The sequence below is a fragment of the Arthrobacter sp. Y-9 genome (assembly GCF_029690065.1).
Taxonomy (GTDB): Bacteria; Actinomycetota; Actinomycetes; order Actinomycetales; family Micrococcaceae; genus Arthrobacter_E.
Window position 1 is genome coordinate 1 of the sequence record NZ_CP121463.1, and the last position, 12586, is coordinate 12586.

The 12586-nt window shown below is 67.9% G+C and carries 13 protein-coding genes and 2 tRNA genes; 10 read left to right on the forward strand and 5 right to left on the reverse strand.

All coding sequences use genetic code 11. The features are described from left to right. Window positions 1-38: 38 nt before the first annotated feature. The 5 genes from P9849_RS00005 to P9849_RS00025 all read left to right on the forward strand — a co-directional run bounded on the left by P9849_RS00005 (window position 39) and on the right by P9849_RS00025 (window position 1983). Window positions 39-578 carry a DUF3566 domain-containing protein gene (locus P9849_RS00005; protein WP_278269181.1) on the forward strand — a complete coding sequence of 180 codons (540 nt, stop codon included), beginning with the start codon at window positions 39-41 and terminating at the stop codon, window positions 576-578. A gap of 131 nt (window positions 579-709) precedes the next feature. After that, window positions 710-783, forward strand: a tRNA-Ile gene (locus P9849_RS00010). A 30-nt stretch (window positions 784-813) separates the two neighbouring features. After that, window positions 814-930, forward strand: a complete 117-nt coding sequence (locus P9849_RS00015) for a DLW-39 family protein (protein ID WP_278267720.1) — start codon at window positions 814-816, stop codon at window positions 928-930. Between the two features lie 10 nt (window positions 931-940). Then, window positions 941-1016 (forward strand) — tRNA-Ala (locus tag P9849_RS00020). Between the two features lie 70 nt (window positions 1017-1086). Further along, window positions 1087-1983: a DMT family transporter gene (locus P9849_RS00025; protein ID WP_278267721.1), complete on the forward strand. Its 897-nt coding sequence runs from the start codon at window positions 1087-1089 to the stop codon at window positions 1981-1983. A 40-nt stretch (window positions 1984-2023) separates the two neighbouring features. Here P9849_RS00025 and P9849_RS00030 read toward each other — a convergent pair whose 3' ends face one another. Both P9849_RS00030 and P9849_RS00035 read right to left on the reverse strand, forming a co-directional pair. Beyond that, complete coding sequence (locus P9849_RS00030) at window positions 2024-2854, reverse strand: glycosyltransferase family 2 protein (protein WP_278267722.1); 831 nt, start codon at window positions 2852-2854, stop codon at window positions 2024-2026. Between the two features lie 122 nt (window positions 2855-2976). Then, complete coding sequence (locus P9849_RS00035; RefSeq protein WP_278267723.1) at window positions 2977-4029, reverse strand: hypothetical protein; 1053 nt, start codon at window positions 4027-4029, stop codon at window positions 2977-2979. Window positions 4030-4248: 219 nt separating this feature from the next. Between P9849_RS00035 and P9849_RS00040 the strand changes: the two genes are divergently transcribed. Then, window positions 4249-4791 (forward strand): peptidylprolyl isomerase, encoded by a 543-nt coding sequence (locus P9849_RS00040; protein WP_066213542.1) that lies wholly within the window; start codon window positions 4249-4251, stop codon window positions 4789-4791. A 6-nt stretch (window positions 4792-4797) separates the two neighbouring features. Next, a complete protein-coding gene (locus P9849_RS00045; protein WP_278267724.1) occupies window positions 4798-5652 on the forward strand; it encodes a rhomboid family intramembrane serine protease in 855 nt (284 codons plus the stop codon). A gap of 491 nt (window positions 5653-6143) precedes the next feature. Here P9849_RS00045 and P9849_RS00050 read toward each other — a convergent pair whose 3' ends face one another. Further along, window positions 6144-8186 (reverse strand): NADPH-dependent 2,4-dienoyl-CoA reductase, encoded by a 2043-nt coding sequence (locus P9849_RS00050; RefSeq protein WP_278267725.1) that lies wholly within the window; start codon window positions 8184-8186, stop codon window positions 6144-6146. A 314-nt stretch (window positions 8187-8500) separates the two neighbouring features. Continuing rightward, on the reverse strand, window positions 8501-8752 hold the full coding sequence (locus P9849_RS00055; RefSeq protein WP_278267726.1) for a cell division protein CrgA: 252 nt from the start codon (window positions 8750-8752) through the stop codon (window positions 8501-8503). A gap of 182 nt (window positions 8753-8934) precedes the next feature. On the opposite strand from P9849_RS00055, the gene P9849_RS00060 reads away from it, so the two are divergent. From P9849_RS00060 to P9849_RS00070, 3 genes are read left to right on the forward strand one after another with little or no spacing between them, the layout of a single operon-like run. Further along, a complete protein-coding gene (locus tag P9849_RS00060; protein ID WP_278267727.1) occupies window positions 8935-9651 on the forward strand; it encodes a class E sortase in 717 nt (238 codons plus the stop codon). 4 nt (window positions 9652-9655) lie between these two features. After that, window positions 9656-9826 (forward strand): hypothetical protein, encoded by a 171-nt coding sequence (locus tag P9849_RS00065; protein ID WP_278267728.1) that lies wholly within the window; start codon window positions 9656-9658, stop codon window positions 9824-9826. Continuing rightward, complete coding sequence (locus tag P9849_RS00070) at window positions 9823-10461, forward strand: gamma-glutamyl-gamma-aminobutyrate hydrolase family protein (protein WP_278267729.1); 639 nt, start codon at window positions 9823-9825, stop codon at window positions 10459-10461. The genes P9849_RS00065 and P9849_RS00070 overlap by 4 nt, the downstream gene beginning before the upstream one ends. A gap of 141 nt (window positions 10462-10602) precedes the next feature. Here the strand turns inward: P9849_RS00070 and pknB are convergent, their stop codons facing one another. Beyond that, a complete protein-coding gene (gene pknB / locus P9849_RS00075; RefSeq protein ID WP_278267730.1) occupies window positions 10603-12492 on the reverse strand; it encodes a Stk1 family PASTA domain-containing Ser/Thr kinase in 1890 nt (629 codons plus the stop codon). Window positions 12493-12586: the final 94 nt, after the last annotated feature.

A 12586-nucleotide genomic window follows, 5' to 3' on the forward strand; every position in this document is an offset into this window, starting at 1 on the left:
AGCCGCGTCAGGCTCCCGCCTCGCGTCCGGCCCCGGCCGTGAGCAAGTCTCCCGTCCCGGGCGCCACCGGTGCGGCATCGCAGGGTTCGGCTCCGGCCGGCCCGGCGAACGCTTCGCGTCCGGCTCAGGCTCGTCCGGCTCAGGCGCGGCCCGCGCAGGGTCCGGCTGCCTCCGCTGCCACCGCGGGGCTCGTGAAGCCCGCGCCCAAGGCGAAGGTGCGCCGCGCGAAGCTCATGATCAGCAAGGTCGACCCGTGGTCGGTGCTGAAGATGTCCTTCCTGCTCTCCGTGGCGCTGGGCATCGTGACCGTGGTGGCCGCCCTGGTCCTGTGGACCGTGCTGGACCTGACCGGCATCTTCAACCAGGTGAACAAGCTCGTGGGTGACGTGGCCGGCAGCGAAAGCGGCGGCTTCGATCTCCGGAAGGTCGCCTCGCTCGGCCAGGTCGTCTCCTTCTCCACGATCATCGCCGTGGTGAACGTCGTGCTCCTGACAGCCATCTCGACGCTGTCCGCCGTGCTGTACAACCTCGCCGCCACCCTGGTGGGCGGCGTGGGCGTCACGCTCACGGACGACTGAGCAGCCTCTTCGAAAGCCAGCCTCTGATCGGCCGGGACACCGTGTGGACGGTGTCCCGGCCGATTTGGCTTGGGCAGGGAAGTCCTGTAAAGTCTTATCTCGGCCCGATCGAGGAGACTCGTAGGCTGTGGGGGCGTATAGCTCAGGCGGTTAGAGCGCTTCGCTGATAACGAAGAGGTCCCAGGTTCAAGTCCTGGTACGCCCACGGAACACCGAGTTCACGGAACGAGGCACCATGAAGAAATTGCTCGTCATCGCACTGGCAGTCGCTTCCGTGGTCATCGTGAAGAAGGCCCGGGAGTCCGAAGCCCAGAAGGGTGCCTGGAAGCAAGGAACCGATTCGGTTTCCTGACCGGGATTCTGGGGGCATGGCGCAATTGGTAGCGCACCTGCTTTGCAAGCAGGGGGTTAGGGGTTCGAGTCCCCTTGCCTCCACCATCACAAAAGGATCGTCGCAAGACGGTCCTTTTGTTTTGCCCCCACGACGACGACGGCGGAAGGCTGAGGCATGAACGCATTGATGGCCACGCTGGGCATCCTCGGAGTCTCCGCCTCGGGACCGCTGGTCTCCGCCACGCTCGCGGGCACCACGGTCGGAGCGATCGCCATCGCCTTCTGGCGCAACGCGATCGCCGCCGTCGTGATGGGGGCTCCCGAATTGGCACGCCGTCCGCAGTCCTTCACCCGGGTGAACCGCCGATCCCTCGTGTGGAGCGGCGTCGCGGGCATCGCGCTGGCGTTCCACTTCGTCTGCTTCTTCTACTCGCTCGAACTGACCAGCGTGGCGGCCTCCACCGCGCTCGTCTGCCTGCAGTCGGCCTGGATCGCCCTCATCCAGCTGTTCCGCGGCACCAGGCACTCCTGGCACGTTCTGGCAGGCCTCGGCGTCTCGTTCCTGGGCGTCGTGGCGATCACGGGCTTCGACATGGGGTCCTCCCCGCAGGCGCTGTGGGGCGACATCCTGGCGATCCTGGGCGGCATCCTGGCGGGCGTGTACACGCTGGCCGGCAGCAAAGCCCGGGAGGACATGACCACGGGCGCCTACACGGGCATCTGCTACGCGTTCTGCGCCCTGGTGGTCCTGGTGCTGGCGCTCGTTTCAGGACAGCCGCTGGTCGGGTTCGAGCTCAACGGCTGGCTCGGCATCCTGGCCATCACGGTGGCCGCGCAGCTCCTGGGCCACACCTCGCTGAACTACCTGGTGGGCCACATGAGCGCGCTGGTGGTGTCCATGCTGGTGCTGCTGGAGATCCCCGGAGCGGCGATCCTGGCGGCGGTGTTCCTGCACGAGGTGCTGCCGGCGGGGACCTATGCGGGGCTGGCCCTGATCATCGCCGGCCTCGCGATCGTCATCGCCGGGCAGCGTGGCAAGCGGGAGAAGCTCGCGGAAGCCCCCATCGACTGACGCCGCCGGGCGGTGGCCCGGCAGGCGGGGCCTGCCGCCCCTAGAGCCCGCCGCGCTCCGGGACGGCCGCCGTCGCGCTGTGGATGGCGCGGAGGATCTTCGCCGGGAAGTAGACCGAGTAGAACACCACCATGGGCGCCTTCAGGGCGATCTTCTTGATGTTGTGCGCCTTGTAGGTGCGGTCGAAGCGGGTCACGTAGTAGCTGTAATCCCGGGGCGAATCCTCCAGCCGGCGTGCGGACATCCCCGAGACCATGGTGGGGACGTACTGGACGCGGAGGCTGTGCTCGGCCAGATGCAGTGAGAGGTCGATGTCCTCATGCATCTCGTCCTTCTCGTCCAGGCACGTCTCGGAGCGGATGATCTCCCAGGCGCTCTTCCGCAGGGCCATGTTGGAGCCGAACAGGAAGTGGTACTCGTGGCGGGCCAGGCGCAGCATGAGCTGCCGCATCCGGTCGTCGGCTTTCTGGCCCCAGCGGCGCAGCGGCATGTCGTAGTAGAGCACGGGGCCGGTGGCCGCCTGCACGGTGGGGTCCAGGAAGGCGTTCTGCACCTGCTCGACCCATTCGGGCTCCAGGACGGAGTCGGCGTCGATCCGGCCGAGCACTTCACCGCTGCCGTAGTCCAGGCCGGCGTTGCGGGTGGGGATGAGCCCCTGGGCGTCGTTCTGCGCGACCAGGTGAATGGGCGATTCGGGGTATTCCAGCTGCATGGAGCGGACGATCTCCGCCGTCCGGTCCGTGGACTTGTTGTCCACCACGATGATCTCGTGAGCCGGGGAACTCTGATAGATGGCCGCCGTCAGGCACTGGCGGATGACGCTTTCCTCGTTGTAGGCGGGGATCACGATCGACACACTGGGCCGGTTCACTCAGTCCTCGATTTCCAAAACACGGATACGCCCGATGGGGCTTGATCCCTCAAACATAGCAAGACGCCCCGCCGGCACGGTTGCCGACGGGGCGTCTTGGGGTGCACTTTCTGTGTGCAGCGCTACTTGCCGTCCGCAGCGTCCTTCACGTCAGAGGCGACCTCTTCGGCCTTGTCCTTGGCTTCTTCGACCTTCGCCTTGCCCGCTTCGGCGGTCTTCTGGCTGGCCTCGTGGATCTTCTCGGCGGCGCGGCGTGCCGTGGTGCGGGCGCGTTCGCTCACCTCGGAAGCGGACCCGGATGCCTTCTCCGCGGTCTCCTCCACGGCGGCCTTGGCCTCCTTCACACCGGCTTCGGCGGCCTCACCAGCCTTCTCGGCGACGTGCTGGGCCTTGGTGGCGACCTTCTCGCCGGCGTCCTTGACGGCCTCGACGACGGCGGGTGCGCTGTGTGCGGGGCCGGAGGACTGGGCGGGGCGGTCCTGAGGACGGTCCGCCGGGACCTTCCACGGATCCTGCGTGGGGCGCGAGGCCTTCCAGACGGCCACGCCGGCCGCGACCGCGGCGCCGATCACCGCGAAGACCAGAAGGCCCTTCTTCTTGCCCTTCTGAGGCTTGGCCAGCTGCTGGTTCGCTGCTTCCGCGGCGGCCGACGCGATCTGGCGGCCCTGCTGGCCGAGTTCGGAGGCCTGCTCCTGCAGCTGGTTGACCACGGGGGAATCGGAGAAGCGGCGGGCGACGGCGTCGATCTGCTCCGGAGCCTGCTCCAGGCCGTGGTGGACGGCGTCGGATGCCTTGCCGAGCTGCTCCGAGATCAGGGGAAGGTATTCACCCACCACCTTGTCCCGGGCGGTGGCGAGAGCCGGGGTGGTCTTGTCCAGGGCTTCCTGAATGCGCGGGCTGGCCTCCTCCACGGCGTCGTGGATCTTCGGGCCGAGGTGGGCCAGGCCCTCCTGAATGCGGGGGGTCACGGTCGCGACGCCGTCGGCCAGGTTGTGGGCCGCGCTCTTGAGGCCGTCCTGGATCTTCGGCGAGGCCGTTTCGATGCCCTGCTGGATGCGGGGAACAGCCCAGTTCACGGCGGCTTCGACACGCGGCGCCGCCCAGTCACGGGCCTGTTCGATGCCCTGCGTCACGCCCTGCTCAAGGTCCCGTGCGGAATTGACGGTCTTTTTCATGGTGCCTCCTAGCATCAACACTTCCTGTGGAGTGAAGCCCGTCAGTCCCATGACGGCGACCGGCAGGCACTCTGCAGTGCTTGGTGTCCTTAGCAGCCAGCCTAGTTGCATTTCCTGATGTGCGGCTATGTGGAATGTATCGCGGCGCAAGATTTCACCCACCGCAGAACCCGGCCCGCGTCCAGGACCCCTTCAGCGCTGCGTGGGAGAATCAGGGGTATGAGTATTGCAACCGCCAAGGCAACCATCCACACCAACCAGGGCGACATCGTCGTCAACCTCTTCGGCAACCACGCGCCCAAGACGGTCAAGAACTTCGTCGGTCTCGCCACCGGCGAGCAGGCCTGGACCCACCCGGAGACGGGCGAGGACAAGACCGGCACCCCGCTGTACGACGGAACCATCTTCCACCGCATCATCAAGGACTTCATGATCCAGGGCGGCGATCCCCTCGGCCGCGGCGTCGGCGGCCCCGGCTACCGTTTCGATGACGAGATCCACCCCGAACTGAACTTCAACGAGCCCTACAAGCTGGCCATGGCCAACGCCGGCATCCAGATGGGCCAGGGCACCAACGGTTCCCAGTTCTTCATCACCACCATCCCCACCACCTGGCTGCAGGGCAAGCACACCATCTTCGGTGAGGTGGCTGACGAGGAGTCCCGCAAGGTCGTCGACGCGATCGAGGGCGTCCGCACCGGGATGGGCGACCGTCCGGTCGAGGACGTGGTCATCAAGAGCATCGAGATCGAGCAGCTCTAAAACCGCATGAGTTACGGAACCCCGGCGGCCGGACCGGTCCCTGTCTGTCCACGCCATCCTGACCGAGTCTCCTATGTGAGCTGCCAGCGCTGTGGACGACCGGCCTGCCCGGAATGCCAGAGGCCGGCGGCCGTCGGGGTTCAATGCGTCGATTGCGTCCGTGAGGCGCAGGCGACGGCGCCGCGCGTGCGCGGTGCGTTCGGCGGGGCCGTGGCCTCCGGCCGCCCCGTGGTCACCTGGGGGATCATCGCCGCCTGCGTGGCGGTCTACGCCCTGCAGTGGCTGATCCCCGGGGACTTCATCTTCCAGAATTTCGCGTTCGCGAACATCTATGCGGGCTCTGAGCCGTGGCGCATGGTCACCTCGGCCTTCCTGCACTCACAGGGCAACATCCTGCATCTCGCCCTGAACATGTACACCCTGTGGATCTTCGGTCAGGCCCTGGAGCCGCTGCTCGGACGAGCGCGGTACCTGGCGCTGTATCTCATCTCCGCGGTGGGCGGCTCCGTGGGCTACCTCCTGCTGACCCCCTGGCTGCCGGTGGTCGGCGTCGTCGGCGCCTCGGGTGCGATCTTCGGGCTCTTCGGCGCCATGCTGCTGGTCCAGCGCCGTCGTGGTGGGCAGATGACGCAGCTCTGGGTGCTGCTCGGGATCAACCTGGCTTTCGGCTTCCTGGTGCCCGGCATCGCCTGGCAGGCCCACCTGGGCGGTCTGGTCACGGGAGCGGCGTGCGCGGCCGTCATCGTGGGCACCGGACGCTCCCAGCGGGCGCCGCTCTGGCAGTGGCTCGGACTGGGCCTGGTGACCGTGGTTCTCATCATCCTGACCGTGTGGAAGGACAGCACGCTGCCGCTCCCGTAATCCACAGGGGTTGTCCACAGTGTTAATAAGTTACAGCCTTGTAGTTCAGGGGCATCGAGTCCGGGATTGAGCCGGTCTCCGGGAAATCCCCAGATGTTATCCACTCCTGTGGATAACATCTGGGGATTTTTTTGTGGATTTGTGGGCGAGGATCTCATCGGCTTCTGCCCGCTGTGGGCACGCTGCGGCGTGATCCTGTGGGGTGATCGGCCCGAGCGTTGCGGCACCGGGTCGACGCTCGGGCCTTCCCGATGGTCTATCCACAGGGGATGTCCACAGCTGTGGCTTTCTGTGGAACGGTCTATGACGCATCATCGAACCCGGATCCCCGCCATGGCGGCTCCGAGTGTGGTTTCCCACAGTTTCTATCCACACCTGTGGATAACTCCGTCATCCTCTATGCAGAGGGTGTGTGTAACCCAGAGTGGACGCTCACTTAGAACGACGGCGGTGGGCAGGGTGGCCCGTTGCAGGGCCACCAGTGTGCCGGCTCAGAACGCCGCGGCGAGTTCCGTGCCTTCGCGGATGGCGCGCTTGGCATCGACCTCCGCGGCGAGGGCCGCTCCGCCGATCACATGCACGCTCTGTCCGAGCCGCTCCAGTTCCCCGGCCAGCGAATTCACGGACTCCTGTCCGGCGCAGATCACCACACTGTCCACCGCGAGGACGCGTGGATCCTTCCGCTCGGCGCCGAAGCTGAGGTGCAGGCCGGCGTCGTCGATCTTCTCGTAGTTGACGCCGCTCAGCTGCACCACGCCCTTGGCTTTCAGGGAGGCGCGGTGCACCCATCCGGTGGTCTTGCCCAGTCCCGCGCCGATCTTGCCCTCACGGCGCTGCAGCAGGTACACAGTGCGGGGGCTGGGCTGGTGTTCGGGACGCTCCAGGGCGCCCGGGGCGTCGGGGTCGGTGCTGACGCCCCACTCCCGGCGCCACAGGTCCAGATCCAGGCTCGGCGACTCCTGATGGGTGAGGAACTCGGAGACATCCACCCCGATGCCGCCGGCCCCGATCACGGCCACGCGGGACCCGGCCTGGCGGGCGCCCCGGACGAGTTCCGCGTAGCTCATGACGCTGGGGTGCTCGATCCCCGGAATGGCCGGCATGCGGGGTTCGACGCCGGTCGCCACGACGACCTCGTCGAAGGCGCCCGCCAGTTCCTGAGCCGTGGCCCGCTCGTTGAGGCGCACCTCCACGCCGAGCAGCTCCAGGCGCCGCGTGTAGTACCGCAGGGTTTCGGAGAACTCCTCCTTGCCGGGGATGCGCTGGGCGATGCCGAACTGTCCGCCGATCGTGTCCCCCGCTTCGAAGAGCGTGACGGAGTGGCCGCGTTCGGCGGCCGTCACCGCGGTGGCGAGTCCGGCCGGCCCGGCCCCGACGACGGCGACGCGCTTGCGGAGCACGGTCGGCCCCAGGGTTAGGGTGAGTTCGCGCCCCGCACGCGGATTGACCAGGCAGCTGACCTTGCGGCCCGAGAATGCGTGGTCGAGGCACGCCTGGTTGCAGCCGATGCACGTGTTGATCTCGTCCACGCGTCCGGTCGCGGCCTTGAGGGACCATTCCGGATCAGCGAGCATGGGACGTGCCAGCGAGACCGCCTGAATGCCGGTTCCGGCCAGGATCTCTTCCGCGACAGCCGGCATGTTGATGCGGTTCGACGCCGCCACGGGGATGCTCACGGCCTTGGCGACCACTTCGGTGAATTCGGTGAACGCGGCGCGCGGCACGGAGGTGACGATCGTGGGGACGCGGGACTCATGCCAGCCGATGTCGGTGGTGATCATCCCGGCGCCGGCCGCTTCGAGTTCGCGTGCCAGGTCCAGGATCTCCTCCTGGGTCTGGCCCTGAGGGACCAGGTCCGCCATGGAGAGCCGGAACAGGACCATGAAGCCGTCCCCGACCGCAGCGCGGATCCTGCGCACGATCTCCACAGGCACACGACGCCGCGCGGCTGGGCTCCCGCCCCACTCATCGGTGCGCTGGTTGCTGCGCGAGCTGAGGAACTGGTTGATGAAGTAGCCCTCCCCGCCCATGATCTCGACGCCGTCGTACCCTGCGGCCTGCGCCAGCCGCGCGCAGCGGACGAAGCCGTCGATCTGGCGCTCGACGCCGCGGGTGCTGAGGGCGCGCGGCGTGAAGGGGGTGATGGGCGCCTTGAGCCGCGACGGCGCGACGATGAGCGGGTGGTGGCCGTAGCGGCCGGCGTGCAGGATCTGCAAGGCGATGCGGCCGCCGTCGCGGTGGACCGCCTCCGTGACGGTGCGGTGGGCGCCGAGCTGGCGACGGGACGTGAGGCTGGACCCGAAAGGCGAGAGCCAACCGCTGAGCGTCGGGGCGTAGCCGCCGGTCACGATCAGCCCGGCGCCGCCGCGGGCGCGCTCGGCGTAGAAGGCCGCGAGGGCGTCCGCGTCCTTGCGGTGGTCCTCGAGCCCCGTGTGCATGGAACCCATGATGATGCGGTTCTTCAGCCGGACGCCGTCGACGGTGAGCGGGCTGAACAGCAAGGGGAAGGCCTCGGCCTGGGAACTGTGGTTCACGCCACTATGTTACTCGTCAGTAACATGTTTGGCCAAGGGGTCCTGGCGCTTTTTCCACAGCTTGTCCCCACTGTGGGTAACTTACACCTGTGTAAGTCAGGGTGCCGGAAATGCGGGGATCGGGCGGCCGACGGTGTGAAGAGCAGGTTTTCCCACAGATATATCCCCACTGTGGATAACTTGCCTGTGATGTTGTGGACGAGTCGGGGAGAACCCTGCCCGCGGGCCGGGCGCACCCGGAGGAGGACCTGCCCGGAAACGACGCAGGACCCGCCCCCGATGGGGACGGGTCCTGACGACAGGGCCGGTGTGGTTCAGGACCGCCAGCGGGTGGTCATGAGGAATCCGACCAGGAGCAGACCGAAGCCGACGCCGATGTTCCAGCCGCTCAGCGCCGGGATCGGCAGGAGGCCGCTGGAGATGTAGAAGGTCATGATCCAGAGCAGGCCGAGGATCATGAGGCCGAACATGACAGCCTTGTACCAGGTGGGGGTCGGCTTGATCGCCTTGCCCTGGGTGGCGGCGGCCGGGCGGGACACGCGGCGTCGCTGTTTCGACTCAGGCATGGGGCTCCTCCATTGGTGTTAAGCGGACGACCAGCCGGTCTTGATATCCTGCTGGGACACGCTGGACCGGCCGCGGACGCCGGGGCGCAAGCGGTTCAGACTCCAATGGTAGCCGCTGGAACCCTGGCCGATCTGAGCGTGTGCCGTCAAGGACCTGAGGGTCCAGCGAAGAGGAGGCTCGGGTGCGCAAAGTCATCCAGGTGGTGGGTGAGCTCCTCATGACCGCGGGACTGGTCCTTCTGCTGTTCGTCGGCTGGGACCTCTGGTGGACGAACGTGACGGCGGATCATCAGCAGGAACAGGCCGTCCAGAGCTTCACCCGGCAGTTCACCCCGCCCGCGGCCCCGCCGGCCGGCGCCGGCGACCGCGACTACGGCACCCCGCGCGTGGCCCAGGCGCAGCCCCATGGGGAGATGCTCGGCGTCGTCTATGTGCCGCGGTTCGGCGCCGACTACTCGCGCCCGCTCATCCAGGGCACGAGCCAGGACGTCCTGGACACCCTGGGACTCGGCCACTATGACAAGACCGCCATGCCCGGCGCGGTGGGGAACTTCGCCCTGGCCGGGCACCGGCAGACCCACGGCTCGGTGCTGGACAACATCCACCTGCTGCAGCCCGGCGACAAGATCTACGTCCAGACCCGTGAAGGCTTCTACACGTACGTGTACCGCAACACCGAGATCGTCCTGCCGAACCGCGTGGACGTGATCCTCCCGGTTCCCACGATCCCCGGGGCTCAGCCGAAGGAGCGCCTGATGACCATGACGAGCTGCAATCCACGGTTCGGCTCCGCGGAGCGCATCATCGCCTATTCGGTGATGGAGAGCTGGCGTCCTCTGAGCGCGGGAGCGCCGCGGGAGATCGCACCGCTCGTGGCCAAGGTTTCCGGAAAGGGCTGACCGAATGTACTCCTGGATCTTCCGCCATCTTCCCGGGCCGCTCTGGCTCAGGGTCCTCCAGTCCCTGATCCTCGTGGCCGTGGCCCTGTTCCTCATGGTCCAGTTCCTCTTCCCCTGGATGGCCCAGTTCACCTCCTTCACCGACTCGACGATTGGTTCCGCGCAACGCCCATGAGCACTTCAATCCTGGTCATCGACAACTACGACAGCTTCGTCTACACCCTGGTGGGCTACCTCCAGGAACTCGGCGCGGACACCACGGTGGTCCGCAATGATGACGTCTCGCTCGAGGAAGCCATCGAGCTGGCCGCCGGCCGCGACGGCGTCCTGGTCTCCCCCGGCCCCGGCAACCCCGCGGGCGCCGGCGTGTGCATCGAGCTGATCAAGTGGTGCGGAGAGCACGCCAAGCCGATGCTCGGCGTCTGCCTGGGCCACCAGGCCCTCGCCGAGGCGTACGGCGGGACCGTCTCCCACGCCCCCGAGCTCATGCACGGGAAGACCTCACAGGTGGAGCACGGGACGGATCCGCTCTTCGCCGACGTGCCGTCGCCCTTCACGGCCACCCGGTACCACTCGCTCGCCGCGGAGAACGACTCGATCCCCGCGGAACTCGAGGTCACCGCGCAGACCGCCAACGGCGTCATCATGGCCCTGCGCCACCGCACCGCGCCCCTCTGCGGCGTTCAGTTCCACCCCGAATCCGTCCTCACCGAGGGTGGCTATCAGATGCTTGGGAACTGGCTGGAATCGCTCGGCCTGACGGGGGCCGCCGCCAAGGCGTCCACCCTGTCGCCGCTGATCCGGAAGTAGCGCGACCGGCGGAGCCGCCTATGGCCCGTAGGGAAGAGCCGTGCACGGAAGAGCCCCCAGGACCGGATGGTTCTGGGGGCTCTTCCGTGTCTGCCGCCATGTCCGCCGCGAGGGGTGCGACGTCGACGGGCGGCGGGAGCGTCAGCCGCCGTCCGTCGTCGGCTTCCCGCTCGGGGTGGACGACGGGGTGCTGCTCGGCGTGGGCGGCGGCGGGGGTTTGCGGGCGACCGTCAGCAGCACGGTGCCGCCCTGATCGATCCGCTCCTTGGCCGCCACGCTCTGACCGGTGACCTGGCCCGCGGGGACCACCGAGTTGTCCTTCTCCTCGACGCGGACCTGCAGGCCCAGGCCCTCCAGGACGGTGGTGGCCTGGTCCACGGTCTGGCCCCGCAGCTCCGGCACCTCGACCTTGCCCGTCGAGACGATGATCTGCACCGCGCCGTTGACCGACACCGTCTGACCGGAGGCCGGCTTGGTGGCGATGACCTGATTGGCCGGGACGGTGGCGCTGTCCGCGAAGATCGTCACCGGCGTGCTCTTGAGGCCCGCGGCGCGCAGGATGTCCCGGACGGCTGCCTCACTCTGCCCCTGCAGCTTGTCGGGGATCGGGACAGCCGTCGGCCCGGCCGACACCACGAGCTTCACGTCCCGGTTGACCTCGATCATCTCCCCTTCCCGGGGATCCGTCTCGATGGCCGTGCCTTCCGGGACGGTCGCGCTCGCCACATGGGTCACCTTCGGCTGGAGGCGGGCGTCGTAGAGCTTCTGCATGGCCGCCGACTCATTGAGCTGTGCCACGGCCGGAACCGCGACCAGTTCGACCGGTACCGGCCGAGTGAGCCAGCTGTAGATCCCGAAGCCGGCGCCGCCCAGCACCATGAGCACGAAGATCCAGATGGTGACCATGAGACCCCGGCGATGACGGCGGTGCTTGCGCTGGGCCTGCTGCACCTCGGGCAGGTTCCGGATCTCCGGCAGGAGCACGCGGAGCTGGTCCTGCGTCAGCGTGAGGGCGTCCTCGGCCGTGCCGTACGGGGCGAGGGTGGCGTCCGCGGCGGCTTCGGCCCCGTGTCCGGCGCCATGCTCCGGAACCTGGGCCAGGGCCGTGGTGGAATCGCCGGTCTGGGCCGACGCGGCGCGGTGACGCGCCGTCGTCGGCTGCTCGACGGCGGCCGTGACCGCATCCGCCGGGACGGCCACGAGGTTCGCCGCGGTGGAGTCCTGGGGCGCGTCGTGCACGGCCACGCCTCCGAGGGCGGCGCGCAGGGCGCGCCGGAAGGCCGCGGCGTCGGCGAAACGGTCCTCCCGCTTCTTCCGCATGGCCTTGGCCACCACGGAGTCCAGGGCCCCGCTGACCTCTGGATTGAGCTTGCTGGGCGGCACCGCGATGCCCTGGACGTGCTGATACGCCACGGAGACGGGGCTGTCGCCCTGGAACGGGGGTTTGCCGGTCAGCAGTTCGTAGAGCAGACAGCCGGCCGAGTAGAGGTCGCTGCGGGCGTCCACCGTCTCGCCGAGGGCCTGTTCCGGGGAGAGGTACTGGGCGGTGCCGACCACGGCCTGGGTCTGGGTCATGGTGGCCGAGGAGTCCGTGACGGCCCGGGCGATGCCGAAGTCCATCACCTTGACCCGGCCGGAGTCGCTGCGGACCATGACGTTGCCGGGCTTGATGTCGCGGTGCACGATCCCGGCCTTGTGGCTGTACTCCAGGGCCGCGAGCACGCCGAGGGTGTACTCCACGGCCTGATCGAGCGAGACCTTCCCTGCCTTCAGGAGGTCCTTGAGCGTCTCGCCCTGGACGATCTCCATGACGATGTACGGGGCTTTCACGCCGTCCACGCCGTCGCCCTGAAGTTCTTCGCCGGAGTCGTAGACGGCCACGATCGAGGCGTGGTTCAGGCCCGCCACCGATTGCGCCTCACGCCGGAACCGCGCCAGGAACTGAGGGTCCCGGGCAAGATCCGCACGCAGGATTTTCACCGCGACATCCCGGCCCAGGCGCAGGTCTGTGCCTCGGTACACGTCGGCCATGCCGCCGCGACCGATCAGATCGCCGAGTTCGTAGCGTCCGTTGAGGACGCGTGTGCCGGTGGACAGGTGAAACTCCTAACTGCTGGGAAGAGCC